General features: G+C 62.8%; 19 protein-coding genes. 12 read left to right on the top strand and 7 right to left on the bottom strand.

The genetic code is table 11. From position 1 onward, the window contains the following. Positions 1–72: 72 nt before the first annotated feature. The 4 genes from EZV60_RS13460 to bchF are packed head-to-tail and all read right to left on the bottom strand — an operon-like array spanning position 73 to position 6944. Positions 73–3642, bottom strand: a complete 3570-nt coding sequence (locus EZV60_RS13460; protein WP_135506121.1) for a magnesium chelatase subunit H — start codon at positions 3640–3642, stop codon at positions 73–75. Further along, a complete protein-coding gene (gene bchB, locus EZV60_RS13455) occupies positions 3632–5176 on the bottom strand; it encodes a ferredoxin:protochlorophyllide reductase (ATP-dependent) subunit B (protein WP_135506120.1) in 1545 nt (514 codons plus the stop codon). Before bchB ends, EZV60_RS13460 begins: the two co-directional genes overlap by 11 nt. Continuing rightward, the gene (locus EZV60_RS13450) at positions 5173–6459 is read right to left on the bottom strand and encodes a ferredoxin:protochlorophyllide reductase (ATP-dependent) subunit N (protein ID WP_135506119.1); all 1287 of its coding nucleotides are present in this window, start codon (positions 6457–6459) and stop codon (positions 5173–5175) included. The genes bchB and EZV60_RS13450 overlap by 4 nt, the downstream gene beginning before the upstream one ends. Further along, positions 6456–6944 (bottom strand): 2-vinyl bacteriochlorophyllide hydratase, encoded by a 489-nt coding sequence (gene bchF, locus EZV60_RS13445; RefSeq protein WP_135506118.1) that lies wholly within the window; start codon positions 6942–6944, stop codon positions 6456–6458. The genes EZV60_RS13450 and bchF overlap by 4 nt, the downstream gene beginning before the upstream one ends. A gap of 127 nt (positions 6945–7071) precedes the next feature. Between bchF and EZV60_RS13440 the strand changes: the two genes are divergently transcribed. The 9 genes from EZV60_RS13440 to bchJ all read left to right on the top strand — a co-directional run bounded on the left by EZV60_RS13440 (position 7072) and on the right by bchJ (position 15795). Next, positions 7072–7302, top strand: coding sequence for a hypothetical protein (locus EZV60_RS13440; protein WP_135506117.1), 231 nt, complete (start codon positions 7072–7074; stop codon positions 7300–7302). 55 nt (positions 7303–7357) lie between these two features. Continuing rightward, positions 7358–8080 carry a cobalamin B12-binding domain-containing protein gene (locus EZV60_RS13435; protein ID WP_245306301.1) on the top strand — a complete coding sequence of 241 codons (723 nt, stop codon included), beginning with the start codon at positions 7358–7360 and terminating at the stop codon, positions 8078–8080. A 99-nt stretch (positions 8081–8179) separates the two neighbouring features. Continuing rightward, on the top strand, positions 8180–9547 hold the full coding sequence (ppsR, locus tag EZV60_RS13430) for a transcriptional regulator PpsR (RefSeq protein WP_245306300.1): 1368 nt from the start codon (positions 8180–8182) through the stop codon (positions 9545–9547). An 84-nt stretch (positions 9548–9631) separates the two neighbouring features. Beyond that, the gene (gene chlG, locus EZV60_RS13425) at positions 9632–10534 is read left to right on the top strand and encodes a chlorophyll synthase ChlG (protein WP_135506115.1); all 903 of its coding nucleotides are present in this window, start codon (positions 9632–9634) and stop codon (positions 10532–10534) included. After that, on the top strand, positions 10531–11781 hold the full coding sequence (locus EZV60_RS13420; RefSeq protein WP_135506114.1) for a BCD family MFS transporter: 1251 nt from the start codon (positions 10531–10533) through the stop codon (positions 11779–11781). The genes chlG and EZV60_RS13420 overlap by 4 nt, the downstream gene beginning before the upstream one ends. A 3-nt stretch (positions 11782–11784) precedes the next feature. Further along, on the top strand, positions 11785–12963 hold the full coding sequence (locus EZV60_RS13415) for a geranylgeranyl diphosphate reductase (protein WP_135506113.1): 1179 nt from the start codon (positions 11785–11787) through the stop codon (positions 12961–12963). Next, positions 12960–13475, top strand: coding sequence for an isopentenyl-diphosphate Delta-isomerase (gene idi, locus EZV60_RS13410; RefSeq protein WP_135506112.1), 516 nt, complete (start codon positions 12960–12962; stop codon positions 13473–13475). The genes EZV60_RS13415 and idi overlap by 4 nt, the downstream gene beginning before the upstream one ends. Positions 13476–13570: 95 nt before the next feature. Next, positions 13571–15214 carry a magnesium-protoporphyrin IX monomethyl ester anaerobic oxidative cyclase gene (gene bchE, locus EZV60_RS13405; protein WP_135506111.1) on the top strand — a complete coding sequence of 548 codons (1644 nt, stop codon included), beginning with the start codon at positions 13571–13573 and terminating at the stop codon, positions 15212–15214. Next, the gene (gene bchJ, locus EZV60_RS13400) at positions 15211–15795 is read left to right on the top strand and encodes a bacteriochlorophyll 4-vinyl reductase (RefSeq protein WP_167853528.1); all 585 of its coding nucleotides are present in this window, start codon (positions 15211–15213) and stop codon (positions 15793–15795) included. The genes bchE and bchJ overlap by 4 nt, the downstream gene beginning before the upstream one ends. 3 nt (positions 15796–15798) lie before the next feature. On the opposite strand, the gene sucD is transcribed toward bchJ, so the two are convergent. Together sucD and EZV60_RS13390 are read right to left on the bottom strand one after the other, a co-directional pair. Further along, a complete protein-coding gene (sucD, locus tag EZV60_RS13395; RefSeq protein WP_135506109.1) occupies positions 15799–16686 on the bottom strand; it encodes a succinate--CoA ligase subunit alpha in 888 nt (295 codons plus the stop codon). 18 nt (positions 16687–16704) lie between these two features. Beyond that, the gene (locus EZV60_RS13390; RefSeq protein WP_135506108.1) at positions 16705–17859 is read right to left on the bottom strand and encodes an ATP-grasp domain-containing protein; all 1155 of its coding nucleotides are present in this window, start codon (positions 17857–17859) and stop codon (positions 16705–16707) included. A 120-nt stretch (positions 17860–17979) separates the two neighbouring features. On the opposite strand from EZV60_RS13390, the gene EZV60_RS13385 reads away from it, so the two are divergent. The 3 genes from EZV60_RS13385 (at position 17980) to fdhF (ending at position 23406) form a co-directional block, all read left to right on the top strand. Further along, entirely contained in the window at positions 17980–18867 is an 888-nt protein-coding gene (locus EZV60_RS13385; RefSeq protein ID WP_245306299.1) for a LysR family transcriptional regulator, read from the top strand. 84 nt (positions 18868–18951) lie between these two features. Next, positions 18952–20637: an NAD(P)H-dependent oxidoreductase subunit E gene (locus EZV60_RS13380; protein WP_135506107.1), complete on the top strand. Its 1686-nt coding sequence runs from the start codon at positions 18952–18954 to the stop codon at positions 20635–20637. A gap of 3 nt (positions 20638–20640) precedes the next feature. Then, complete coding sequence (gene fdhF / locus EZV60_RS13375; protein WP_135506106.1) at positions 20641–23406, top strand: formate dehydrogenase subunit alpha; 2766 nt, start codon at positions 20641–20643, stop codon at positions 23404–23406. An 84-nt stretch (positions 23407–23490) separates the two neighbouring features. Here fdhF and ppc read toward each other — a convergent pair whose 3' ends face one another. After that, the gene (gene ppc, locus EZV60_RS13370) at positions 23491–26223 is read right to left on the bottom strand and encodes a phosphoenolpyruvate carboxylase (protein WP_210115094.1); all 2733 of its coding nucleotides are present in this window, start codon (positions 26221–26223) and stop codon (positions 23491–23493) included. Between the last annotated feature and the right edge of the window lie 226 nt (positions 26224–26449).

Below are 26449 nucleotides of genomic sequence, written 5' to 3'. Positions count from 1 at the left end.
TCTTCTTGGTGAAAATACTCCGGGGATCCGGGGGCAGAGCCACCGGCGGAATGCGATATGCGTAACCTGAGGTCATTCTGCGGCCACCCCTTCCAGCCTGTCCTCGAGCGCGTCCGCCGCATCGCGCAGCGCGTCGAGCGTGGCCGCATCTGGCTGCCAATAGGCGCGGTCATGGGCTTCGAGAAGCCGGTTGGCCATGCGCGAGGAGGCCGCCGGGTTCAACTCCGTGAGACGCCTGCGCATCTCATCGTCGAGCATGAAAGTCTCGGAAATGCGTTGATAGACCCACGGTTCTACCTGTCCGGTCGTGGCCGACCAGCCCATCGTATTGGTGAGCGAGCTTTCGATCTGGCGGACGCCTTCAGCGCCGTGCTTCAAAAGCGCCTCGTGGAATTTCGGATTGAGCGCGCGCGAGCGGCTTTCGAGCGACACCTGATCCGCGAGCGTGCGCACCTTGCCCGAGCCGCGCGTTGTGTCGGAAATGTAGATCGCCGCCTCTTGCCCGCCGCGAGCGCGTTTCACAGCGCGGGAAATCCCGCCCAGCGTGTCGAAGTAGTGATCGACTGTGGTCACGCCCAGTTCCACGGATTCGAGGTTCTGATAGGCCAGTTCCACGTCGCCAAGCGCGGTCTGCAAGAGCTTGTCGTTGGGCTGCGCCTTGCCGTTGACGCCGTAAGCGAAGCTCTTTCGCGCGACGTAGGCGTCGGCCAGTTCGTCCTCGTCGTCGAAGGCGGAGCTGTCCACGAGCAGGTTGACGTTCGACCCATAGGCGCCTTCGGCGTTGGAGAAGACCCGCAGCGCGGCGGTTTCCAGATCGCAGCCGATCTTTTCCGCATAGTCCAGCGCATGGGCGCGGATGAAGTTCTGGTCAGCTGGCTCTTCGGCTTGCGCGCATTTCAGCGCGGCCTCTGCGAGCAGCTTGGTCTGCAAGGGCAGCAGATCGCGGAAGATGCCCGAGAGCGTCATAATAACGTCGATGCGAGGGCGGCCCAGTTCCGTGATTGGGATGAGGTCCGCCCCGCAAAGACGACCGAAACTGTCGAAACGTGGGCGTGTGCCCATGAGGGCCAGCGCCTGCGCCAGTTGCTCGCCATCCGATTTGATGTTGTCCGAGCCCCAGAGCACGATCGCCACGGTGCGCGGCAGGGTCTTGTGCGTCTCCAGCAGCAGTTGCGCCTGATCCGCGCCTTGCCGGCAGGCATAGGCCGAAGGCATGCGGAACGGGTCGAAGGCGTGGATGTTGCGCCCCGTCGGCAGGATCTCGGGCGAGCGAATGAGGTCGCCGCCGGGCACCGGCGCGGTAAATCCGCCGTCGAGCGCATGAAGCAACGCAGGGATTTCTGTTTGCTGGCTCAGAAGAGTGGCCACGCGGGTCTGGGTGTCTGCATCGCGGTCGGCAAGATGCTTGAGGTATTCGGTCTTGGCGCCCTCGGACATCGGCTGGCCCACCACGTGCAGACCTTCGGGAATGAGCGCGTCTTCGGTTTCCAAGAGCTTGAGCCAAAGAGTTTCGGGATCCGTGCCCCCGAGATCCACCGCCTCGGCCTGTTCGGCAATCAATTCTTCGATCTCGGCCCGCTCGGGCGCATCGGGTGCGGAGGCGCGCCAGCGTGACAGGCTGTCCTTGAGTTCCGACAGGCCCTTGTAGAGACCCGCACTGGCCAGCGGCGGCGTGAGATGCGTGATCGTCACCGCGCCAGAGCGGCGCTTGGCCAGCGTCGCCTCGGACGGGTTGTTGGAGGCATAAAGATAGACGTTCGGCAGGTCGCCGATAAGGCGGTCCGGCCAGCAGGTGTTGCCCGGCCCGGCCTGTTTGCCCGGCATGAATTCAAGCGCGCCGTGCATGCCGAAATGCAACAGCACATCGGCGCGGAAGCTGCGCTTGAGCCAAAGGTAGAACTGCGTGAAGGCGTGGGTCGGCGCAAAGCCGCGCTCGAAGAGCAGGCGCATCGGGTCGCCTTCATAGCCGAAGGCGGGCTGAAGGCCGACGAAAACCTTGCCGAACTGCGCGCCGAGGATAAAGACGCCGCGCCCGTCGGACTGCACACGTCCCGGGGCTGCGCCCCATTGCGCCTCGATCTCGTCGAGCCATGGCGTGCCGGACACGATCTGATCGGCGGTCACGTGATCGGCGACGTTGGCCTCTTGGCCGTATTGCTTGGCCGAGCCTTCCAGCACGGTCTTGCGCAACTCGGCGACGCTCTCGGGTGGCGTCAGGTCGTAGCCTTGATCGGCCATCGCGTGGAGCGTGTTGTAAAGCGAGGTGAAGACGTCGAGATAAGCCGCCGTGCCAGCCGCGCCCGCGTTGGGCGGAAAGCCGAAGAGCACGATGCCGACGCGGCGCTCGGCCACGCGGGAGCGGCGCAGCTTGGCGCGGGACAGGACCCGGTCGGCGAGAACCTCGATGCGCTCGGGGCAGGGTGCCATCGCCTTGTGTGTCTCGACCTGGCAGCGGCGCTTGCATCCGGTGCAGCCGTCCTGACCGTGGCGGCCCGCGAAAACCGTGGGCGCGGTCGCGCCGTCAAGCTCGGGCAGGGCGATGAGCATGGTGGTCTCGATCGGGCCGAGGCCTTGGTTCGAGCCCGCCCATTGGTCAAGCGTCTGAAACTCCAGAGGATGGGCGGCGAGATAGGGAATATCCAGCGCGCTGAGCACCGAGATCGCGGCGTCATTGTCGTTATAGGCCGGACCACCGACAAGGCTGAACCCGGTGAGGGACAAAAGCGCGTCGACCTTGGCACCTGCCGGGCCGGTGAAATAGGCGTCGATGGCGGGCCGTCCGTCGAGACCGCCTGCGAAGGCGGGCAGGACACGCATGCCCCGCGCCTCGAGGGCGCGGATCACGCCGTCATAATGCGCGGTGTCACCCGACAGCACGTAAGAGCGCATCATCAGAAGGCCGACAGTCGCAACCGGGTCGGTCGGCGCGGGCAGTTCGGCGGGATCGGTGGTGATCTTGGTGGCAAGATCGGGATGGTAAAGCCCGGTATCGGGGTATTCGACAGGCTCTGGCGCGCGGGTGCCGCGCCATTCGGCCCGATGACTGTAGCGCGACACGAGAAAGCGCACGAGCGCCTCGATGTTTTCATCCGAGGCGCCGAGCCAATACTGCATGGTCAGAAACCACGCGCGCAGATCCTGTGCCTTGCCCGGGATGAGCTTGAGAATGCGCGGCAGACGGCGCAGCATCTTCATTTTCTTCGCGCCGCTGTCGACGTTCTGCTTGGTCTGGCCGCGCAGCTTCTTGAGCAGCTTGCGCGTGCCCGACTCGGGCGCCTGCATGTCGAGCGTGCCCATGCGGGTGAGCTTGACGATCTTGGCGTCGGCGATGATGCCCGCCATGGCGTCGCAGGTGTCGCGGCGGGCCTCCAGATCGGGGAGGATCGCGTTGATATGCTCTTCTAGGAAAAGGAGATTTGCGATGATGATGTCGCCGCGTGCGATATCCTCGCGGGCGCGGGTCAGCGCCTCTGGGTCTTCGCCCCATTCGGCGGCGGCATGCACGGACAGCTCCAGCCCCGGAAAGTCCGGCGCAAGGTGTTCCGCCGCCCGCGCGCAGGGGCCGGTGGCGTGCGAGTCCAGTGTGAGGATGACCACGCGGTAGGGCGTTTGCGCCTGAGAGAACATCACGTCATCGCGCATAATGGGCCTTGGCCTCGTAAAGCGTGTCGATGCCGATCTGTTGCACACCGCGCTCGGCGGCGAAGAGTTCGGTGTTGCGCCGCGCCTTGCCGCGCACGAAGAAGGGAATTTTCTTGAGTTCGCGCTCGGCGTCGGCGAGCCAGATGATCTCGGCGGTTTCCGCCGGAACCGCGGGGTCGTTGGCGGCAACAGGCTCTTCAATCGACTCAGCCTGCCGCGCCTTGGCCTTGTGGCCATGGTGCGAGGCGCCCGCGTCGTCGTGAAACTCGAAATCCTCGCGGAACATGTGCAGAAGGTGCTCCTCCAGCCCCATGACCAGCGGGTGCACCCATGTGTCGAAGATCACGTTCGCGCCCTCGATTCCCATCTGGGGCGAGTAGCGGGCCGGGAAATCCTGTACGTGCACGGGGGCGGAGATGACGGCGCAGGGAATGCCGAGGCGCTTCCCGATATGGCGTTCCATCTGCGTGCCGAGGATCATCTCGGGCGCCAGTTCTTCGATGCGCTGTTCGACGTCGAGATAATCGTCGGAAATGAGCGCCTCGACGTCATATTCCTTGGCCAGCGCCCGGATCGGGCGGGCCATTTCGCGATTGTAGCAGCCCAGACCCACCACCTCGAAACCCATCTCGTCTCGGGCGATGCGGGCGGCAGTGGCCACATGGGTGCCGTCGCCGAAAATGAAGACGCGCTTGCCGGTAAGATAGGTGCTGTCCACCGAGGACGAGTACCAGGGCAGTCGCAGGCGGCTTTCTTCGAGCTTCGGTTCGACGCCGGTGAGCTTGGCCACTTCGGCCACGAAATCGCGGGTCGCGCCGACGCCGATGGGCACGGTCTTGGTGAAGGGCAGGCCCAGCTCGCGCTCCATCCAGCGGCACGCGGCCTCGCCGGTTTCGGGATACATCAGGATGTTGAGATGCGCGGCACCCAGCCGGGTGATGTCGGTCGGAGACGCGCCGTAAGGCGCGGTGACGTTTACTGAAATGCCCATTTCCTCGAGCAGGGCCGTCACCTCGGTGATGTCGTCGCGGTGGCGGAACCCTAGGGCGGTCGGGCCGATCAGGTTGGCGGTGACATGCGCGGTCTTCTCGACGGGACGGGCCAGCGCGCGGCAGATCTGGAAGAAGGTCTCGTCCGCGCCATAGTTTTCCTTGCGCTGGTAGCTGGGCAGTTCCAGGGGAATGACCGGGCAGGGCAGGCCCATCAGTTCGGCCATGCCGCCGGGGTCGTCCTGGATCAGTTCGGCGGTGCAGGACGCGCCAACGATCATCGCCTGAGGCTGGAATCGGTCATAGGCGGACTGACAGGCGGTCTTGAAGAGATTCGCGGTATCAGAGCCCAGATCGCGGGCCTGAAACGTGGTGTAGGTGACCGGTGGGCGGTGATTGCGCCGCTCGATCATCGTGAAAAGGAGGTCGGCATATGTGTCGCCCTGCGGGGCGTGCAGCACGTAGTGAAGCCCGGTCATCGCGGTGGCGACGCGCATTGCGCCCACATGCGGCGGGCCTTCATATGTCCAGACCGAGAGCTTCATTCCGCCGCCTCCAGCCGCAGTGCCTCGCGGCGCTTGATGGGGCGGGAAAAGAGACCGGCGAGGTCACCGGCCTGCTCGTAGAAATGCACCGGGGTGAAGACCAGCTCGATCGCCCACTTGGTCGCAAGTCCTTCGGATTCCAAGGGATTTGCCAGACCAAGACCGCAGATTGTCAGGTCGGGCCGGGCCGCGCGGCAACGGTCGAGCTGCAGGTCAACGTCTTGTCCTTCGGCGATGGTCGGACCCTCTTCGAGCAGGTCGAGATCGGGGCCGACGACGCCTTTGTGAATGAAGGGCGCGGAGACCTCGACAGCGGTCATGCCGCATTCGCGGGTCAGGAAACGGGCAAGCGGAATTTCCATCTGACTGTCGGGAAAGAAGAAAACGGATTTCCCGCGCAGATGCTCTGCCGCCTGGGCGACCGCTTTTTTTGCTCGTGCGCGGGGCGCGTGTGTTACAGTATCGACCAGGGTGAGATCGACACCGAATTCCTGCGCCACGGCGCGAAGCCACGCAGTGGTGCCTTCTTCGCCGAACGGGAACGGCGCAGGAATATGACGCGCCCCGCGCTTTCCCAGTGCGGCGAGGGAGCCGCCCAGGAATGGCTGTGTCAGGGCAAACACGGTGTTGGGGCCGATGGCGAGGTCGTCGTCGGCCCGCCTTGCCGGCAGAACCTTGACGTTCTCGATTCCCATCTTCGCCAGCAGATCGAGCGCCTGATCCTCGACCACGTCGGGCAGGGCGCCGACCAGCAGAAGCTGGCGTTCGTCGGTTTCCGGAAGGACCGGGATCATCGAGGCGAGACAGGCGTCCTCGCCCTCGGTGAAAGTTGTCTCGATCCCCGAGCCGGAGTAGTTCAGCACGCGCACATGCGGGGCGTATTGTTCGGTAAGTTTTTCGGCGGCGCGTGCCAGATCGAGCTTGATCACCTCGGACGGGCAGGAGCCGACAAGGAAAAGCTGGCGGATGTCCTTGCGACGCTCCAGCAGGCGGGCGACCTCGCGCTCCAGCTCTTCCTGGGCGTCGGCGAGACCGGCAAGATCGGTTTCCTCGAGAATCGCCGTGCCGAAGCGCGGTTCGGCGAAGATCATCACGCCAGCGGCGGATTGCAGGAGGTGCGCGCAGGTGCGCGAACCCACGACGAGAAAGAACGCGTCCTGCATCTTGCGGTGCAGCCAGATGATTCCCGTCAGGCCGCAGAAAACCTCGTGCTGGCCGCGCTGCTTCAGGACCGGTGTGTCACGGCATCCGGTGGCCGGCGGACGGGGAAGATCGAGGCTCATGACAGCCCCTCGGACTGCCGCCGCGCGGCGCGTAGCTTGAGCACGAATTGTCCCGCGTTGATGACGTAGGCGGCATAGGCCGCTAGCGCCAATCCCATGAGCGCATCGGGGGCGAGCGCGCCGCTAAACAGGGCACAGAGATAGGCGGTGTGAAGCGCGATGACAGCGAAGCTGAAGACATCTTCCCAGAAGAAGGCTTCGGCGAAAAGATATTGTCCAAAAACGATTTTTTCCCAGATCGCCCCGGTGATCATGATGAGGTAGAGAAAGCCTGTCTTGACCACGATCGACCACGTCGCGATTTCGTAGCCGGCCCCGGTCGCCAGGTAGCGCAGCACCAAGACGAGAGAGACCAGAAAGACGAGGAATTGCGCCGGCGCGAGAACGCCCTGGATCAGGGTCCAGACGCTTTCATCGCGGCGTGCGCGCTGTTCGGCCGTGTACAGCAGAACGCGGGCAGGTTTTGTGGGCGCGGTCGGCGTCATTAATCCCCTCGCAGGCCGGTGTTTCACCCATGATGCTAGGGGTGGCGGCGGGAAAGTGTCAACTAATATTTACAGGTGACCCAAGTCCGGTTCGTCAATCCAGCTTGGCATTCGGGTGAGTCGCGTCATGACGGCGAATTTTCCTGTAAATATTGGAATTCTGGTATCTTTCCCAGACTTTTTAGAGTGTCTTTCCAAGGCCTTGCAGGCTCTTATCCTGCCTGAATGTCAGGAAAAATTGACAATTGCGGGCCGCGAGCGCAGAGTTCAGACTGCCGGAGTAAAGGGCTTAGGCGTCGTGAGGATGCTGATATCGCCTGCAGGAGTGACCATTGGACAAGTCCTCGAAAAAGAATGACTCTGGTCTCGCGGAGACGCAGAAACCTGCGATCCGATTTCTGGTGGAGTCCGCCTTGCGGACAGTAAGCTCGAAATCGAATACGACCGAGCCGCGGACCCGTGAACAATGGGTCGCCCGGCTTTGCGAGGCCCTGATGTCGGAATCCGAAGCCAGCTACCAGTCGGTGCTGTCTTCGCTGATGGCCACCGGCGTGAGTTCGCAGGAAATCTACCAGTCCTATATCCCGTCCGCCGCGCGCTATCTCGGCGAGCTTTGGGTCAGTGACCAGGCCAGTTTCGTCGACGTCACGGTTGGGGCGTCGCGGCTCCAAAGCCTCTTTCGCACCGACGCGGCGGCGTCAACGATGCGCTGGACGGACCGCAGCGTACCGCTGGGTCAATCGGTGCTGATGGTCATTCCGGAGTTCGAACAGCACGCGCTGGGCGCTTTCGTGGCCGCCGACAATATGCGGCGGCATGGGCTTTGGGTGCATATGGCCATCGGGTTGAAGAACAGCGAGCTTGTCGAATTGGTCCGCTCCAGCAGGTTTGCGATGATCGGGGTCACCGCTGCGACACGTAGCTCTATTGAAAAAGTAACCGGAATGGTGGATTACCTTCGCACCAACGCGGATTACGTGCCGCCGATCGTTGTCGGCGGGCGGGCGGTGGACGAAGACGAAAAGCTGGTAATGCGCACAGGGGCCGATTTTGCCGTGAGAACGGCCCGTGAAGCGATTGAGAAATGTGGCTTGTCCAGCGTGGCCGAGGCCGTACCCTTTAACGGGATTGCGTAACGCCATGATATGCTGGGCCGAATACGAGGTGCGGGTGTGACCCGGGAGCGGCGCAAATCGGAAAGTCTGCGAGCCGGCGCTTTGCCGGACCCGACAAGCGTGCAGAATCTCGTAGAACAGGCCGCTGATATCACCGTGCTCGTGGGGGCGGATGGCGATGTGACCGGGATTTCGGTCAATCCCGATTGTCCGTCGCTGGGCAGTCTCGATCACTGGGTCGGTCGCCCGTTCGACAAGTTCCTGACCATCGAAAGCCGCGAAAAGCTGGCACAGCGTCTGGCGATCCTGAGATCGGATCCCGATGTCATTCCGCGCGCGCTTGAGATCAACCATGTCGACAATGCGACGTGGGAATTCCCGATCCGTTACACTCTGCATCGTATCTATGGCAGCGAAGACGTGCTCTTGCTTGGTCGAGACATGCAGCCGATTGCCGAAGTGCAGCAACGCCTTGTCGCCGAGCAGATGGCGCGCGAACGCGACCAGCAGAAACTGCGCGGCGAACAGACCTTTTACAACGTGGTGCTGGAGGCCTCGGAAACGCCTTTGATCATGGTGGAGCCCGAGAAGGGCCGGATCCGGGATCTCAACAGCGCGGCGGCGCTGCTTTTGGGCACAAAGGCCGCAACCCTTGCTGGATCTTCCCTGGCGCAGGTCTTTGAAGGGCGAAGGCGTGAGGAGCTGATGGAGGCGCTGAAATCGGCCGCCGGGTCGGAAGAGGTCAAGGGTGTCGATTTGATTGCGCGCCGCAACGGGCGCGCGGTGTCGCTCAGCCCGCATTTCTTCCGGGCGGCGGGCGAATTGTTCATGCTGTGCCGGCTGGTGTCGATTGACGAGCAGATCAGCAGCGGTAGCGAAGTCGCGCAATCCATGGCTCTGCTCTTTGCCTCGACCAGCGACGCGATCGTCCTGACCGATGGCAAGGGCACCATCCGCGACGCCAATGACGCCTTCCTCGAAATGACCGATGCGGCGCAGTTGCGCGATGTGCGTGAGACCAATCTCGACGATTATTTCGCGCGCGGGGCGGTCGATCTCAAGCTGATGCTGGAGACCGCGCACAAGAAAGGGCGCTTGCGCAATTACGCCACACAGATGACCAGTGTGGTCGGGACCCGTTCGAGCGTCGACATCTCTGTCGCGAAGCTTGAGAACAAGGGCGGCGATTTCGGCTACGGGTTCATCATCCGCAACGTGACACCGGTCGAGGGCGTGGATGCCGAAGGCGCCGCGGCGGTTGTCAGCGAAGACGCGATGAAAAACGTCATGGATCTGGTCGGCACGGCCTCTCTCAAGGAACTGGTTTCGGCGACATCCGACGTTGTCGAGAAGCTTTGCATCGAGACGGCGGTGCAGTTGACCGGGAACAACCGTGTAGCGGCGGCAGAGATGCTGGGCCTCTCGCGGCAAAGCCTTTATGTCAAGCTGCGCAAGCATGGTCTCTTGAACAGCGGCAGCGACGACTGACACGCGGCGCGGAATGGTTCGCGTAGCGGACCTTGCCGGAAAAAAGCCTTTCACGAATCCGAAATGTAAGGTTTAATTGACACCATGGGTGTCTCAGTAGAATTACAAGCCGATCGTCGACTGCCGCAGCCGCGCGCGGTGCTGACCCTGATCAAGCCGATCACATGGTTTCCGCCGGTCTGGGCATATCTCTGCGGAGTGGTGTCCTCGGGCGTGCCGGTGACGTCGGCGCCGTGGCTGGTGCTGATCGGGATAGTGCTGGCCGGGCCGGTGGTCTGCGGGATGAGCCAGGCCGCCAATGACTGGTGCGACCGGCATGTCGATGCCATCAACGAACCGCACCGCCCGATCCCGTCGGGGCGCATTCCCGGACGCTGGGGGCTGTGGATCGCGTTGATCATGAGTGCGCTGGCGCTGGCGCTTGGCGCAACCCTTGGGCCTTGGGGGTTCGGCGCGACCGTATTCGGCGTGCTGGCGGCGTGGGCCTATTCGGCAGAGCCCGTCCGCTTGAAGAAATCGGGTTGGTGGGGGCCGGGACTTGTCGGGCTTTGCTATGAAGGCCTGCCATGGTTCACCGGGGCCGCCGTTCTGTCGGCGGGCGCGCCGTCCGTGCAGACGGTGCTGGTGGCGCTTCTCTATGCGTTGGGCGCGCATGGCATCATGACGCTGAACGACTTCAAGGCGCTGGAAGGCGACCGGCAGATGGGGGTGAATTCCTTGCCCGTCACGCTTGGCCCGGAACGCGCCGCGCGCGTGGCCTGCTGGGTCATGGCGGTGCCGCAAGTGGCCGTCATCGGATTGCTGCTGGCCTGGGGGCAGGTCTGGCACGCGCTGGCCGTTGCGGTGCTTCTGGCCGTTCAGATTTGGGCGATGCGCGTGCTGCTGTCCGATCCAAAAGGCCGCGCGCCGTGGTATAATGGCACGGGCGTTCTGCTTTACGTCAGCGGCATGATGATCGCCGCCTTCGCGATCCGGGGGCTGTCATGACCTTGGGTTGGGGCGGATTGGCACGGCTTTGTCTCGCGAATGCGGCCATCGGCGGGCTTTCGGCGTTGCCGGTCAATCTTTTCAACCGGTTGATGACGGTCGAACTGGCGCTGCCGGCGCTCTTGCCCGGCTTTTTGGTGGCGTTGCATTACGCGGTGCAGATCTCGCGGCCCGTCTGGGGGCATCGCTCGGACGCCAAAGGCGGTCGGACGCCCTTCATTCTTGGCGGAATCGCCGTGGTAGGTCTCGGCCTCGTCCTGAGCGCCTGGGCCATCGCGATGGCGCCCAGCCCGCAAGTGGCGATTGCCGTCTGGATCGTGGCCTATGCGCTCATCGGCTTCGGCATCGGGGCGGCGGGCACGTCGTTTCTTGCGCTGCTGGCGACGGCCGCTCCGGACGAAAAGAAAGGCGCGGTGGCAACTTTCGCGTGGCTTATGCTGATTGCCGGGGCGATCTTTTCGTCGGTCGGCGCGGGCATCGCACTTAAGCCTTATTCGCCCGAGCGGCTGATGCTGGTGGTGCCCGTTGTTGCGGTGGTGGGCCTCGTTCTGGCCTATATTGCAACCGTGGGCGTGGAAAAGCGACTTGGCGCGGTGCCGGCCCCTGCAGACCCCGCGCTTGGCCCCGCGCTGCGCGCGACCTGGGCCGATCCGGCGGCGCGTGCCTTTACCGGTTTTGTTTTCCTGTCGATCCTGGCCTTTTACCTAAGCGAACTTGTGCTGGAGCCGTTCGCCGGTCATGTGCACGGGCTGACCCCTGATGCCTCGACGCGCCTATCGGGCGGCAAGGACGGTGCAGCGCTTCTGGGGATGATCCTGGCTGGGGCGCTGTCGACGTTCAAGCTTGGAAGCCTGAGGGGCTGGGCAATGATCGGCTGCGTGGTTTCGGCCATCGGTCTTGTGGGCCTCGGCGCAGGCCTGGCGCTGGTGCCCTTTACCGTGGTGCTGGGCCTGGGCAACGGCCTTTTCGTCGTGGGCGCTATCGGATCGATGATGCGCCTTGCGGCGGCACAGGAGGGAGCCACGGGCACGCGGATGGGCGTCTTTGGCGCAGCACAAGCCGTGGCCGCCGGCCTGGCGGGTCTGATTGCCACGGGCACGCTCGATCTGGCGCGCGTGGCGTTGCCGGATGGCGCGGCCTACGCGGTGGTCTTCGGCCTTGAGGCCATTCTTTTCATGGCGGCGGCGCTGGTGGCGGGGCGGATCCTGCATCGGCCCATGGCGCCGCAGCTACAACCGGGAGAGTGATCCATGTATGATGTCGTTGTTGTGGGCGGAGGGCCGTCCGGCGCCACCGCCGCCGAGGATCTGGCCCGGTCGGGTCACAAGGTGGCGCTTTTGGATCGCGCGGGGCGGATCAAGCCCTGTGGCGGCGCCATTCCGCCGCGCCTGATCGCGGATTTCGATATTCCCGATCATATGCTCGTGGCCAAGATCACCACCGCGCGGATGATCTCGCCCACAGGGCGCAAGGTCGATATTCCGATCGAGAACGGATTTGTCGGCATGGTTGACCGCGAGGATTTCGATGAATTCTTGCGCGAGCGGGCGGCCAAGGCTGGCGCGGTACGCGCCACCGGCACCTACAAGCGGATCGATCGTGAGGGCGGCGTGACGAAGGTCATTTACCGTGACAAGGTCAGCGGCAACGAGCGGGAACTGCCCTGCAAGCTGGTGATCGGCGCGGATGGCGCGCGCTCGAACGTGGCGCGCGACGAGGTGCCGGGCGGGGATCGCATCCCGTACGTGGTCGCCTATCATGAGATCATCGAAGCGCCGGGCGCGGTGGGCGAGTATCACCCAGATCGCTGCGACGTGATCTATGACGGGCGTATTTCCCCCGATTTCTATGGCTGGGTCTTTCCGCATGGGAAATCCGCCAGTGTCGGCATGGGCTCCATGGTCAAGGAGGTCGATCTCAAGAAGGCCACGGCGGCGCTGCGCGAGGCGAGCGGGCTGGCCGGATGTGAAACGATCCGCCGCGAGGGCGCGCCCATTCCGCTTAAGCCGCTAGACCGGTGGGACAACGGCAAGGACGTGGTGCTGGCGGGTGATGCCGCCGGAGTTGTCGCACCAAGTTCGGGCGAGGGGATCTATTACGCCATGGCCGGGGGGCGCGTGGCCGCCACGGCTGCGGCGGCCTGTCTGGCCTCGGGGCGCGTGAAGGATCTGCGGCTGGCCCGACAGCTTTTCATGCGCGAGCACAAGACGGTGTTCCGGGTGCTGGCGTCTATGCAGAATGCCTATTACAAGTCCGACGAGCGGCGTGAACGGTTCGTGTCGCTGTGTCACGACATCGACGTGCAGCGTCTGACGTTCGAGGCTTACATGAACAAGAAGCTGGTCAAGGCCCGTCCGATGGCGCATCTCAAGATCGGGTTGAAGAACCTCGCGCATCTCACCCGACTGGTGCCGGCGGCCTATACATGACGGTGATGATCCCCACATGGGTCGGCGGCGATCTTGTCGCCGTCGAAAAGCTCGAGGCCCATCGCCGCGGCCTGCGGCACAAGGCGATTTCGGTTTTCGTAATGCATGGGAAAGAGGTGCTGATCCAGCGCCGGGCGCTGGGCAAGTACCACACGCCGGGGCTTTGGGCGAATACCTGTTGTACCCATCCTCATTGGGGTGAAGAGGCCATGGCCTGCGCCGAGCGGCGGCTTGACGAAGAGCTGGGTCTGACCGGCCTGCCCCTGCAATTCCGCGACCGCGTGGAATACCGCGCCGATGTGGGCGGCGGCCTGATCGAGCACGAGCTTGTGGACATTTTCGTCGCCGAGGTCGCGACGCAGGTCGCGCCGCGTCCCAATCCCGACGAGGTCATGGACACCGCCTGGATCCCGCTTGACGAGCTTGCCGCGCGCACACGGGCAACGCCCGAGCAATTTACGCCGTGGCTGCGCATTTATCTTGAAAAGCACGCCAAACAGATCTTTGCCTGACGCCTGAAAAGCCGGGAAACCGCGCCCGGTTTGATATGCATCAAGTCGCAGGGCTGTCCTAGCTGTCAACATTTATTGACAGTACGGAGGACAATATGCGACTGGCGCTCATTCACCCGAATTATCATTCCGGCGGCGCGGAGATCGCCGGGAACTGGCCACCCGCCTGGGTCGCGTATATCGCGGGCGCACTGAAATCCGCAGGCTTCGACGACATCCATTTCATCGACGCGATGACCAATGATCTTAGTGATGAGGCCATTGCCGCACATTTGGTCGAGCTTCAGCCCGACGTGGTTGGCACCACTGCCATCACGCCGTCGATCTATAAGGCCGAGCGGGTTCTGCAACTGGCGAAAGAGACCTGTCCCGGCGTTCTGACTGTGCTCGGCGGCGTTCATGCGACCTTCATGTTCAAGCAGGTGCTGAGCGAGGCGCCGTGGGTCGACGTGATCGTGCGCGGGGAGGGCGAAGAGATCATCGTCGAGCTGATCCGCGCCGTCGAAGAGGGGCGGTATTTCGAGGACAGGCGCCGGATCAAGGGTCTCGCTTTTCTGGACGGAGGCGAGATCGTGGCCACGCCTGCCGCGGCGACAGTCAAGGATCTCGACGGGATTACGCCGGACTGGTCGCTGCTGGAATGGGACAAATACATTTACGTGCCACTCAACACCCGCGTGGCGATCCCCAACATGGCAAGGGGATGTCCCTTTACCTGTTCTTTCTGCTCGCAATGGAAATTCTGGCGCGATTACCGCGTGCGCGATCCCAAGGCAGTCGTTGACGAGATCGAAACCCTTGTGACCGAGCATGGCGTGGGCTTTTTCATTCTCGCCGATGAGGAACCGACGATCAACAAGCGAAAGTTTACTGAGTTCTGTAATGAATTGATTGCGCGCGAACTGCCGGACAAGGTCAAGTGGGGCATCAACACGCGCGTCACGGATATCATGCGTGACAAGAAGGATCTGGCGCTCTGGCGCAAGGCCGGGCTGGTGCATGTGAGCCTCGGAACCGAGGCCGCGGCGCAGATGAAGCTGGATCTGTTCAACAAGGAAACCAAGGTGAACGAGAACCGCGAGGCGATCCGCCTGCTGCGCGAGGCCAATATCTTTACCGAGGCGCAGTTCATCGTGGGCCTCGACAACGAGACCGAGGAGACGCTGGAAGAAACCTATCGCTTCGCCCGCGAATGGAACCCGGATCTGGCCAACTGGTCGATGTACACGCCATGGCCTTTTACACCGCTTTTTCAGGAGCTTGGTGACAAGGTCGAGGTGTTCGATTTCGAAAAGTACAATTTCGTCACGCCGATCATGAAGCCCGAGGCGATGGACCGTGCGCGGTTGCTGGACCGGGTGATGCACAACTATCGCCGCTTTTACATGATCAAGGCGCTTTTTCATTATCCGTGGCGCGGTACGGGGTTCCGGCGGAAATATCTGCTGGGCTGCCTGCGGGCCTTTGCGAAGGCGGGCTTTGCGCGGACCTTCTACGATCTGGGCAAAGTCGGCTACTGGGGGCCGCAATCGAAGAAGAAGGTGGATTTCCACTTTGACGATACCCGCCAGATCGCCGAGGCGCAGATGGCCGATTGGGAGGCGATGGCCGACCGCAAGAAGAAAGCCGCCGAGCGCAAGGCGGCGGTGCGCGATCAGGTCAAGGCGGAAAAGGCGCGGCTGGCGGCCCTTCAGGCCGACGCGCGGGCATGCGGCGGACCGAGTACGGCGGCGGAATGAGAGATTTTTCCGACACAAGCCGTGCCGTCATTGGCCCCAACGCGATCCTGCAATGCCGGCCCGCGTTGGAGGCGCTGGTCGGGCCGGCCCTGACCCGCCGCACTTTTGCCAAGGCCGGGCTTTCCAGGTATCTCGACGACCCTCCCAGCGCCATGGTCCCACAAACCGAGGTGACCGCGTTGCATCGCGCCATTTTAGAGGGGCTTTCCCAGCCTGAGGCCGAGCGGGTCATCCGAGATGCCGGCAGACGTACCGGGGCTTACATCGTGCAGAACCGCATTCCACGACTGGCCCGCCTCATACTTCGCGCTTTGCCCGCGCGCCTCTCCGGACCGGCCCTTTTGCGGGCGATCGAGCGAAATGCCTGGACCTTTGCGGGCGATGCAGATGTGTTCCAGGAGTCCGGCCCGCCGATGCGGCTGGCCATTCTGGGTAATCCTCTCGCTGTAGGGCGGTGCGACTGGCATTGCGCCGTGCTTCAGTCGATGTTTCAGGCGCTCGTTAGCCGCCGGGCGCATGTGCGCGAAAGCGGCTGCTGCGCCCGGGGTGATCCGGCCTGTATTTTCGAGATCTCACTTTAGCCGTCAGGCGACGGCGGCGTTCGGCAGAACCGTTTTGATCCGCGGGACGACGTCATCGACATTGCCTGCGATGACCGCCCCAGCGCGCTGCAGCAGGTCCGCCTTGGCGGTCGCCGAACCTGTACCGAAGACCGACAGCGTGCCCGCGTGGCCCATGCGGCGGCCCTGCGGCGCATGGCGCCCGACGATCAGCGCGACGACCGGCTTGCCGTAATCGCCCGTGGCGAGGTATTCGGCAGCGTCTTCTTCTTCGCGTCCGCCCATTTCCCCGATCAGGATCACCGCGTCGGTGTCGGCGTCATCCTTGAAAAGCTTGAGGCAGTCGACGAACCCAAGGCCGTGCAGGCTGTCGCCGCCGATGCCGACGGTGGTCGATTGACCCAGGCCTGCGGCGGAACATTGCGACACCACTTCGGAGGTGAGAGAGGCCGCGCGTGATGCGATGCCGATGCGGCCGGGCAGCGCGTAGCGTGTCGGCATGACGCCGATCTTGCATTGCTCTGGCGTCAGGATGCCCTGGCTGTTCGGACCGATCAGGACCGACTTGGACCCTTCCAGGGCTGCTTTTACGCGCGCCATGTCATGCTGCGGCACGCGCTCGGTCACGCAGGTGATGACGCCGATCTCGGCCTCGATGGCCTCGATCATGGCCGCGCCCGCCTTGACAGCCGGCACGATCACGAGGCTCGCGTTTGCGCCGGTTTTCGCCTTGGCCTCGTCGACCGAGCCGAAGACGGGCAGGCCGAGATGTTCTGTCCCCGGCTTGAACGGATTGACGCCAGCGACATAGGTGGTGCCATAGCGCATGGCCTGATGCGTGTAGAAGGACCCGGCGCGTCCGGTCATGCCCTGCACGAGAACCTTGGTGGAGTTGTCGACAATGATCGCCATGGTGTCTCTTTCCCTCCCTTAGCTGGCCAGCGCAATCGCGCGCGCCACCGCGTCGGACATCGTGTCCACGACCTCGACCGGCAAGCGGTGTTCCTTGAGGATCGCAAGCCCCCGATCGGCGTTCTGGCCCGAGATGCGCGCTACCAGCGGCACCTTGCGCTTGGCATGACCATAGGCGACCGAGACGCCTTCGGCCACCGTATCGCCCAGAGTGATGCCGCCACCATGCACATTGAGCAGGATGCAGCGCACGTTCGGGTCGCTGAGCAAGAGTTGCACGCCTTTGGCGATCTTAAGGCTGGTCGCGGTGGTCCGGATATCCATGAAGTTGGCGGGCCGTCCCTTGGCCTCGATGATCATGTCATGCATGGCCAGACCAAGGCCCGCACCGTTGACGACGACGCCGATCGTGCCGTCGAGCTTGACCATGTTGATGTCGTTGGCCTGCGCTTCAGCTTCGATGGCGTCGCGATGTTGCAGATGTGCGAACTCTTCGAATTCCGGATGCCGGAAGACGGCATTGGGATCAAGCGCCGCCTTTGCGTCGGCGGCAATCCAGTCGCCCCTGCGCGTTTTGGCCAGCGGATTGACTTCGGCCAGGGTCAGTTCGTTTTCGATAAAGCCCTTCCGCGCGGCAAAGGCCAGGTCGACGACCGCATCCTCGCCCATGCCGTGCTCGGACAGAAACGCTTTGATCTTCTTGCGCTCCTCGGGGGTATCTTCGCCTATGATCGTGGTGCCGTAGACGGTGTCGTCCATCCGCGCGCGCTCTTCGAATTCCACGCCGCCCTTTTCCGAGGCCAGCAGCATCACGCCCCCCGTCGCCGAGTCGAGCGCCAGCGCAAGATAGAAATTATCGACGATATCGAGCGCCGCCTCGACATAGACGGACTGCACGATCTCGCCGCGCGGGCCGGTCTGGTCTGTCACGAGCACATGGCCCAGAAGCCGCTCGACCTCGGCGCCGACGGCGCTGGGCGTGTCGACAATCTTGACCCCCCCGGCCAGGCCACGACCCCCCGCGAGGATCTGGGATTTCACGACGTAGCGCGAGGTGTTGAGCCGGGCGCAGAGCGTTTCCGCATCATTGGACGAGCGGGCCAGAAAGCCAGGTGGAATCGGCACGCCGTATTTCGCAAGCAGCTCCTTGGAGCGGTATTCCGGCAACAGCATGTCGTCCTCCCCCGATTGCGTTCTCTTGGTATTTGGTATACCACAGGTGTTCGGCCTGTCAATGAATCTGGCCAAGGTCATGCTAATCGTTTATGCAAAAAATCCCGAGACATAAATGACATGAGCGCCCGTGTGCTGAGCCTCAAGGATCTTCACTTTCTGACGGCGCTTGCGCGACAGAAACACTTTGCACGCGCCGCCGAGGAATGCGGCGTGTCACAGCCCGCGTTTTCCATGCGGATCAGCAAGCTGGAAGAGCATTTGCAGACCAAGATCGTGCGGCGCGGCAATCGCTTCGAAGGGCTGACGCCGGATGGCGAATCCATCGTGCGCCACGCGCTGCAGATCCTCGAGGACGTCAAGCGGCTTGAGCGGGAATTCAGCACCGAGCCGGGGGATGTGACCGGCGTCCTTTCACTGGGCGTGGTGCCCACGGCCGCGGCCTTCGGGGCGCGTCTGATCAAGCGTTTGCGCGAAAGCAATCCGGGGATCACGGTCAAGCTCAAATCGACGTCGTCGCTTTCGATCCTGCACGGGATCGAAGAAGGTACGTTCGACGCCGGTGTCACCTATACCGAGGCCGTGGACGAACAATCGCTCGACGTTCAGCACGTGCACGAAGAGGAATACGTGCTACTTGCGCCCGCCGACATGGTCGCCGCCGACATCACCGAGATCACCTGGAAGGATGCCAGCCGCCTGCCGATGTGCTTGCTGGAACCGGGGATGCAGAACCGGCGCATCCTTGACTCAGTGTTTTACGAGGTGGGGGTTCAGCCGCAGGTGGTGGCCGAGCTGTCGGGCCTGACGGCAGGGGTGGTCATGGCAATCCAGGGCGCGGCGGCGACCATCGTGCCGCGAGGTGTGGTCGAGGCGATCGGCGCGCTCGAAGCGGTGCGGGTTGTGTCGCTGACCGATCCGGTGGTGCGCAAGTCGCTATGCCTCGTCACGCCCAACCGTGGTCCGGGTCTACGCACGATCAAGGCGCTGAAGCAAGCGGTGCAATAAGCCAAGCTTATCGCGGTTTCGTGCATTTCGATTTTGGTATACCACAGCATTGCGTTACGGTTCCGCCAAATTCGGAGGGAACAAATGGCACTCGACGACCGCACGGGAATCTGGAAATCCGGCAAGGGAAAGGGGCGCCACACGCCCAAGGGCCGGCAGCTTGAAGATCAGGCATGGGAGGAGGTTCGCGCGCTTCTGGGCGACCGCCCGCGGCGGCGCGATCTGCTGATTGAATTCCTTCACCTTATTCAGGATGAATACGGCCATCTGAGCGCGGCGCATCTGCGCGCGCTTGGCGAGGAGATGCGCCTGGCGCAGGCCGAGATCTACGAGGTCGCGACATTTTATGCGCATTTCGATGTGGTCAAGGAAGGCGAGGTGCCGCCGCCCGCGTTGACGATCCGCGTCTGTGATTCGCTGGCTTGCGAACTGGCCGGTGCGCAGCAGCTCAAAGAAGCGCTGGAGGACGGCATGGACCCGAGCGAGGTGCGCGTGCTGCGCGCGCCTTGCATGGGGCGCTGCGACACGGCGCCGGTGCTGGAATTGGGTCACAACCATATCGACCATGCCACTATGACCAAGGTCGAGGCGGCCATAGCCGCCGATGACACACACGCGCATATCCCGGACTATGAGACGTTCGAGACCTACCGCGCGAATGGCGGGTACAAAAAGCTGGAAGAGCTTCGCACGGGTGGCGATTTCGAGACCGTGCAGCAAGAGCTTCTGGACAGCGGGCTGCGAGGTCTTGGCGGCGCGGGATTTCCGTCGGGCAAGAAATGGGGCTTTGTGCGGGCCGAGGCCGGGCCGCGTTACCTGGCCGTCAACGGCGACGAAGGCGAGCCGGGCACGTTCAAGGACCGCTATTACCTCGAGCGCACGCCGCATCTTTTCCTCGAAGGCATGCTGATCGCCGCTTGGGCGGTCGAGGCCGAGACCTGCTTCATCTACATGCGCGACGAATACCCCGCCGTGTTGGAAATCCTCGCGCGCGAGATCAAGGCGCTGGAAGAGGCAGGGATCGTAGAGCCGGGCCATATCGACCTGCGCCGTGGGGCAGGGGCCTATATCTGCGGCGAGGAAAGCGCGATGATCGAGTCGATCGAGGGCAAGCGCGGCTTGCCGCGCCATCGCCCGCCTTTCGTGGCGCAGGTCGGCGTTTTCAACAAGCCGACGCTGGTGAACAATGTCGAGACGCTTTACTGGGTCGCGCGCGTGCTGCGCGAGGGCAAAGAGATTTTGTCTGGCGTGGAAAAGAACGGGCGCAAGGGCTTGCGCTCCTACTCGGTGTCGGGGCGGGTGAAGAACCCGGGCGTGCATCTGCTGCCCGCCGGTTCGACCATCACCGACATCATCGAGGCCGCGGGCGGGATGCTCGATGGGCATACGTTCAAGGCCTATCAGCCGGGCGGACCGTCCTCGGGGCTACTGCCCGCACATATGGACGACGTGCCGCTTGATTTCGATACACTGCAACCTCACGGCTCTTTCATCGGCTCTGCCGCCGTTGTCATCCTGTCGGACAAAGACAGTGCAAAAGAGGCCGCGATCAACATGCTGAAGTTCTTCGAGGACGAAAGCTGTGGACAGTGCACGCCCTGCCGCGTGGGTTGCGAGAAGGCCGTCAAGCTGATGCAGGCGGATAAGTGGGATCAGGGCCTTCTGGAGGAACTGAGTCAGACCATGGTCGACGCGTCGATCTGCGGTCTGGGGCAGGCCGCGCCAAACCCGATCCGCCTGACCATGAAACATTTCCCGGACGAGGTGTAAGCCATGACCGACAAGATCAAATTCACGCTCGACGGCAAGGAAGTCGAGGCCGAGAAGGGCATGACGATCTGGGAAGTGGCGCATGGCCGGGGTCTTGTGATCCCGCATCTGTGCCATAAGCCCAGCCCAGGCTATCGCCCCGACGGCAACTGTCGCGCCTGCATGGTCGAGGTTGAGGGCGAGCGCACGCTTGTCGCCTCGTGCATCCGCGAGCCCAGCGAGGGCATGAAGGTTACCACCAACTCCGCCCGCGCCGAAAGCGCGCGCAAGATGGTGATGGAGCTTCTGGTCGCGGACCAGCCAGAGCCGGAAAAGGCGCATGACAAGTCGAGCCATCTTTGGGACATGGCCGAACTGAACGGCGTCACCCACAGCCGCTTTCCCAAGCTAGAAGAGGGTCGCGTGCCGCTTCTGGATGACAGCCACGTGGCGATGCGCGTCAATCTCGATGCCTGTATCCAGTGCAACCTGTGCGTTCGCGCCTGTCGCGAGGTTCAGGTCAACGACGTGATCGGCATGGCCGGGCGCGGGCATGACAGCTTTCCTGTCTTCGATTTTGACGATCCCATGGGCGAAAGCACCTGTGTGGCTTGCGGCGAGTGCGTTCAGGCGTGTCCGACGGGTGCGTTGATGCCTGCCACCGTCGTCGATGACGCGCAGGTGGGCGACAGCAAGGATTATGACGAAGAGGTTGAAAGCGTCTGCGCCTTCTGTGGCGTCGGCTGCCAGATCAGCCTCAAGGTCAAGGACGGCAAGGTGAAATATGTCGAGGGCATCAACGGCCCGGCAAATGAGGGGCGTCTTTGTGTGAAAGGCCGCTTCGGCTATGACTATATCCACCATCACCACCGCCTGACCAAGCCGCTGATCCGGCGGGACGATGCCCCTGCGAAGGGCCTGAACGTCGATCCCGACAACTGGCAGGAGTTCTTCCGCGAGGCCAGCTGGGACGAGGCGCTGGATCTGGCCGCCAAGGGCCTCAAGGGCCGGGGCCGCGAAGTGGCGGGCTTCGGCAGTGCGAAATGCACCAACGAAGAGGCCTATCTCTTTCAGAAGTTCATCCGTCAGGGCTTTGGCCACAACAACGTGGATCACTGCACGCGTCTTTGCCACGCCTCATCCGTGGCCGCGTTGATCGAGAACGTGGGCTCGGGCGCGGTGACGGCAACCTTCAACGAGATCGAGAATGCCGATGTGGCGATCATCATCGGCGCCAATCCGATCGAGAACCATCCCGTGGCCGCGACCTATTTCAAGCAGTTCACCAAGCGCGGTGGCAAACTGATCGTCATGGATCCGCGCGGCGTGGGGATGAAGCGCTTTGCGACCCATATGTTGCAGTTCAAGCCCGGCGCGGACGTGTCCATGCTCAACGCGATCATGAACGTGATCGTGGAAGAGGGGCTTTACGATCAGCAGTATATCGAGGCCTTCACCGAAAACTGGGAGGCCGAGAAAGCCCATCTGGCGCAGTTCCCGCCAGAGAAGATGGAGCCGCTTTGCGGGATTCCCGCCGAGACCTTGCGGCAGGTCGCGCGCGACTTTGCCACCGCGAAATCCGCGATGATCTTCTGGGGTATGGGCGTCAGCCAGCACATCCATGGCACCGACAATTCGCGCTGCCTGATTTCCCTGGCGCTGATGTGCGGGCAGGTGGGCCGTCCGGGCACCGGTCTGCACCCGCTGCGGGGGCAGAACAACGTGCAGGGCGCGTCAGATGCGGGTCTGATCCCGATGTTCCTGCCGGACTACCAGTCCGTGACCGACGACAACGTGCGCAAGGCGTTCACGGATGTCTGGGACACCGAGGATTTCTCGGCGCAGAAGGGCCTGACCGTGACCGAGATCATGGATGCGGTTCATGCGGGCGACATCAAGGCGATGTATGTGCTGGGGGAGAACCCGGCCATGTCCGACCCGGATGTGGAGCACGCGCGCGACGCGCTCGCCAAGCTCGATCACCTTGTGGTCCAGGATATCTTCATCACGGAGACGGCGAACTATGCCGATGTGATCCTGCCGGCCTCTGCGCTCTATGAAAAGTCGGGCACGGTGTCGAACACCAACCGGACGGTCCAGATGCTGCGCCCGGCGGTCAGCCCGCCCGGCGAGGCCAAGGAAGACTGGTGGATCGAGGTGGAACTGGCCAAGCGCTGCGGTTTGCCGTGGACGTACACACACCCGTCCGAGGTGTTCAACGAGATGGCGCTCAACATGCGCAGCCTCGATCACATCACCTGGGATCGGCTGGAGAAAGAGGCGGTCACCTATCCGTCGCTCAGCCCGGAAGACCCGGGGCAGTCGGTGGTCTTCGGCGACAGCTTCCCACGGCCCGACGGGCGCGCTCGCTTTACCCCGGCGAGCGTTATTCCCCCCGACGATCTGCCCGATGCGGACTATCCCATGGTACTGACCACGGGACGGCAGCTTGAGCATTGGCACACAGGCTCCATGACCCGGCGCGCGACGGTGCTTGACGCGGTAGAGCCCGAAGCGAACTGTTCGCTGCATCCCGCGACCCTGCGCAAGATGGGCGTGGAGCCGGGCGAGTTCGTGCGGCTTACCACCAAGCGCGGCTCCATCGAGATCATGGCCCGGGCCGACCGCGCCATTGCGCCCGACATGGTGTTCCTGCCCTTCGCCTACGTGGAGGCGGCGGCCAATATCCTTACGAACCCGGCGATTGATCCCTACGGAAAGATCCCAGAGTTCAAGTATTCGGCTGTCCGGGTCGAGCCGGTGGATCAGAGCGCTGTCGCGGCGGAATAGGGCAGAGGGAAGAGACATTGAAACGGACCGGAAAATTCGAAATTTCCGGTCCGTTTTCTTTGCGGAAAAACGTTGGCGCGCGCCTTAGCCCGTGTTGCGCAGCCCCGACGCCACTCCGTTGATCGACAGCAGGATGCCGCGATTGACAAGTTCGCCGTCATTGCCGGCGCGGGCGCGTTTCATCATCTCGATCTGGATGTGATTAAGCGAATTGAGATACGGCGTACGATGCGGGACCATGCCCCCTTCGGCCATGGCCTCGGCCGCGAGAACGGGATGGCCGATGATGCTTTCCAACGCTTTCACGGTCACGTGCCACTCTTCGGTGATCCGTCCGAAAATCCGATCGCGCAAGTCCTTGTCCTGCACGAGATCTGCATAGCGGGCGGCGATAGTCAGGTCACTTTTGTTGATGATCAACTCGATCTTCTGGATCAGCGCATGGAAGAAAGGCCAGTCTCGGTATAGTTTTGCCAGCTTGTCGAGGCCGGGCTCGCCCGTTTCGTCTTGCCATTTCGCCACCGCCGTGCCGAAGCCGTACCATCCCGGTAGCATGATCCGACACTGGGCCCAGCTGAACACCCACGGGATCGCCCGTAGCGCGGTGATATCGCGATTGCCTTTGCGCGAGGCCGGGCGCGAGCCGATATTGAGAGACGATATTTCGTTGATGATCGTCGTGGACCAGAAGAACTCCTCGAAGCCCTCGGTGCCGAAGACGAGATCGCGATACGCGTCGAAGGCGTGACCCGACAGCGTGTTCATGATCTCGATCGTGTCCTCCTCGGGAAGGTTTTGACCGGGCAGAAGCGAGGCTTCCATAGTTGCCGAGACTAGGGTTTCGAGATGGGCATAGCCGATCTCGGCATGACTGTAGCGCGACGAGATGACCTCGCCCTGTTCGGTCAGGCGGATCTGGCCGTCGACCGCGCCGGGGGGCTGCGCGAGAATTGCCTCGCGCGCGGGTCCGCCACCGCGGCCAACCGATCCGCCGCGTCCGTGAAACAGGCGCAGGCGAATGCCGTATTCCTTGAACAGCTCGACGAAGTTCTGCTCGGCCTGGAACAGCTCCCAGTTCGAGGTGACATAGCCGCCGTCCTTGTTGCTGTCCGAATAGCCCAGCATGACCTCTTGTGTCTTGCCCTGACCATCCACGATCCGCCGATATTCTGGTATCTCGAAAAGATCGCGCATGATCTCGGGGCCGTTCTGAAGGTCTGCTATGGTTTCGAACAGCGGCACGATGGCGACCGGGCATTGTCCGTCGCGGGTCAGAATGCCCGCCTCTTTCAACAGCACGCAAAGCTCCAGCACGTCGGATGGCGATTGCGCATTGGAAATGATCGACGTGGCGATGGCGCCGGGGCCGAACCGGTCGACGATGTGCTTGGCGCGGCGGAAGATCGCGAGCTCTTTCTCGGTCTGCTCGGAATAGCTCCAGAACGGCCGGATGAGCGCCCGCGGCGATGTCAATTCCTCGATCAGGCAGGCGCAGCGCTCTTCCTCGGCCTTGTCCAGATAGTCCTTGCCCGGATGAATGGCTTCGAACATCTCGGCGATTGTTGCCTCATGGACGCTGGCGTTCTGGCGCAGATCGACGCTGGCAAGGTGAAAGCCGAAGGCGCGCGTTTTGCGCCGCAGTTTCAGCAGTCGTCCGTCGGCAATCCGCGCGCCCCGGTTGGCCCGCAGCGACCGGTCGATCACGTCGAGATCGGCGAGAAACTCGGCGGGGCTGGCATAGGGGTCTGCGGTGCGCCCGGCGCGCGGTGCAAGCGCCTTCGGGTTGATGTCCTTGAGGGTCGAGACAAGCCGCGCGTAAATCAGCATCAGGATGCGGCGATATGGTTCGTCTTCGCGATGGGTCGACGTGTCAAAGGATCGCTCAGCGAGTGTTGCGGCCTCCTCGCTGACACTGACGACGCGGGTCGAGATCGACAGTTCTGACCCCAGCGTGTGCACCTCTTCGAGATAGTGCCGGATCACATGGCCGGATTGGCGGTTGAAGGTCTTTTCCAACGTCTCGGCGGTGACATTGGGATTACCGTCCCGGTCGCCGCCGATCCAGGTGCCGATCCGCAGAAAAGCCGGTACATCGGCGGCATCGGTCCGCCCCTTGAGCCCGGTCAGCAGCGTTGCATGAAGCTTCGGAACCGCCTCGAAGAAAGTGTGATCGAAATAGGCAAGACCATTTGTGATTTCGTCGTCCACTGTCAGCTTGCTTCGGCGCAGCAGATGGGTTTGCCACAGAACTTCGATCTCACGCTCGATTTCACGGTCGATCTCGTCGGTTGCTTTGCTGACGATTTGCGCCTGACTGCGCTGATCGAGCATTTTGGTGATGGCGAATTCCGAGCGCATGGTGCTTTGGCGGCGGATCTCGGTCGGGTGCGCGGTGAGGATCGGGCTGACCAGCGCACTGTCGAAGAATTCGGCCATCGCGGTTTCCGAGATGCCCTTTTCGCGCAACAGTTTGATCGTGCTGAGGAGCGTCGCCACCGGCGCTCGGCGATGCTGCAGCAGCGTCTCCTCGTCCTGTGCGATATTCAGAAGATGGAGGAAGTAGGTAAAGGCGCGCAACACCTGAAGCGTGAGATCCTCGGGCAGGGCCGAGATCACCTCTTCAAGCGTGGCATAGGCGTCAGCGTTTCCGGTCTTGTGATATTCGATCGAGCAAAGTCGGATTTTCTCGACCACGTCGAAAGCCCGGTCGCCCTCCTGTTCCTGCAGGACCCGTCCCAACAATCGACCGAGGAAGCGAATGCTTTCCAGCGCGTCAGAGCCCGCCTGTGTCTCCACATCGGAATGGTCGGTGTCCATCGTTCGTCTCCCTGCGCCGCAAAATACCAGATCTTTCATGTTAGCGCCAAAAATGGCGATGTCACTTACGCCGGATGCCACAGAGACGAAAGGATGTGTCGCGGCGGGCAGGGCGCCCGCCGCTGGATCGGCTTGATTTCTTCTTACCCGATTGCTTTGAGGACGGCTTCTCCGAGGCCTGCGGGGCTTTCGGCGACTGTGATGCCTGCGGATTTCATGGCTTCGA

Source organism: Roseovarius aestuariivivens, from assembly GCF_004761875.1.
Lineage (GTDB): Bacteria > Pseudomonadota > Alphaproteobacteria > Rhodobacterales > Rhodobacteraceae > Roseovarius > Roseovarius aestuariivivens.
This window is presented reverse-complemented; position numbering and strand designations above follow the sequence as displayed.

Excerpts from the sequence above, each read along its gene's own strand:
- EZV60_RS13460 (WP_135506121.1), bottom strand. The coding sequence starts at position 3,642 with ATGCGCGATGACGTGATGTTCTCTCAGGCGCAAACGCCCTACCGCGTG.
- bchB (WP_135506120.1), bottom strand. The coding sequence starts at position 5,176 with ATGAAGCTCTCGGTCTGGACATATGAAGGCCCGCCGCATGTGGGCGCA.
- EZV60_RS13450 (WP_135506119.1), bottom strand. The coding sequence starts at position 6,459 with ATGAGCCTCGATCTTCCCCGTCCGCCGGCCACCGGATGCCGTGACACA.
- bchF (WP_135506118.1), bottom strand. The coding sequence starts at position 6,944 with ATGACGCCGACCGCGCCCACAAAACCTGCCCGCGTTCTGCTGTACACG.
- EZV60_RS13440 (WP_135506117.1), top strand. The coding sequence starts at position 7,072 with ATGACGGCGAATTTTCCTGTAAATATTGGAATTCTGGTATCTTTCCCA.
- chlG (WP_135506115.1), top strand. The coding sequence starts at position 9,632 with ATGGGTGTCTCAGTAGAATTACAAGCCGATCGTCGACTGCCGCAGCCG.
- EZV60_RS13420 (WP_135506114.1), top strand. The coding sequence starts at position 10,531 with ATGACCTTGGGTTGGGGCGGATTGGCACGGCTTTGTCTCGCGAATGCG.
- EZV60_RS13415 (WP_135506113.1), top strand. The coding sequence starts at position 11,785 with ATGTATGATGTCGTTGTTGTGGGCGGAGGGCCGTCCGGCGCCACCGCC.
- idi (WP_135506112.1), top strand. The coding sequence starts at position 12,960 with ATGACGGTGATGATCCCCACATGGGTCGGCGGCGATCTTGTCGCCGTC.
- bchE (WP_135506111.1), top strand. The coding sequence starts at position 13,571 with ATGCGACTGGCGCTCATTCACCCGAATTATCATTCCGGCGGCGCGGAG.
- bchJ (WP_167853528.1), top strand. The coding sequence starts at position 15,211 with ATGAGAGATTTTTCCGACACAAGCCGTGCCGTCATTGGCCCCAACGCG.
- sucD (WP_135506109.1), bottom strand. The coding sequence starts at position 16,686 with ATGGCGATCATTGTCGACAACTCCACCAAGGTTCTCGTGCAGGGCATG.
- EZV60_RS13390 (WP_135506108.1), bottom strand. The coding sequence starts at position 17,859 with ATGCTGTTGCCGGAATACCGCTCCAAGGAGCTGCTTGCGAAATACGGC.
- EZV60_RS13385 (WP_245306299.1), top strand. The coding sequence starts at position 17,980 with ATGAGCGCCCGTGTGCTGAGCCTCAAGGATCTTCACTTTCTGACGGCG.
- EZV60_RS13380 (WP_135506107.1), top strand. The coding sequence starts at position 18,952 with ATGGCACTCGACGACCGCACGGGAATCTGGAAATCCGGCAAGGGAAAG.
- fdhF (WP_135506106.1), top strand. The coding sequence starts at position 20,641 with ATGACCGACAAGATCAAATTCACGCTCGACGGCAAGGAAGTCGAGGCC.
- ppc (WP_210115094.1), bottom strand. The coding sequence starts at position 26,223 with ATGGACACCGACCATTCCGATGTGGAGACACAGGCGGGCTCTGACGCG.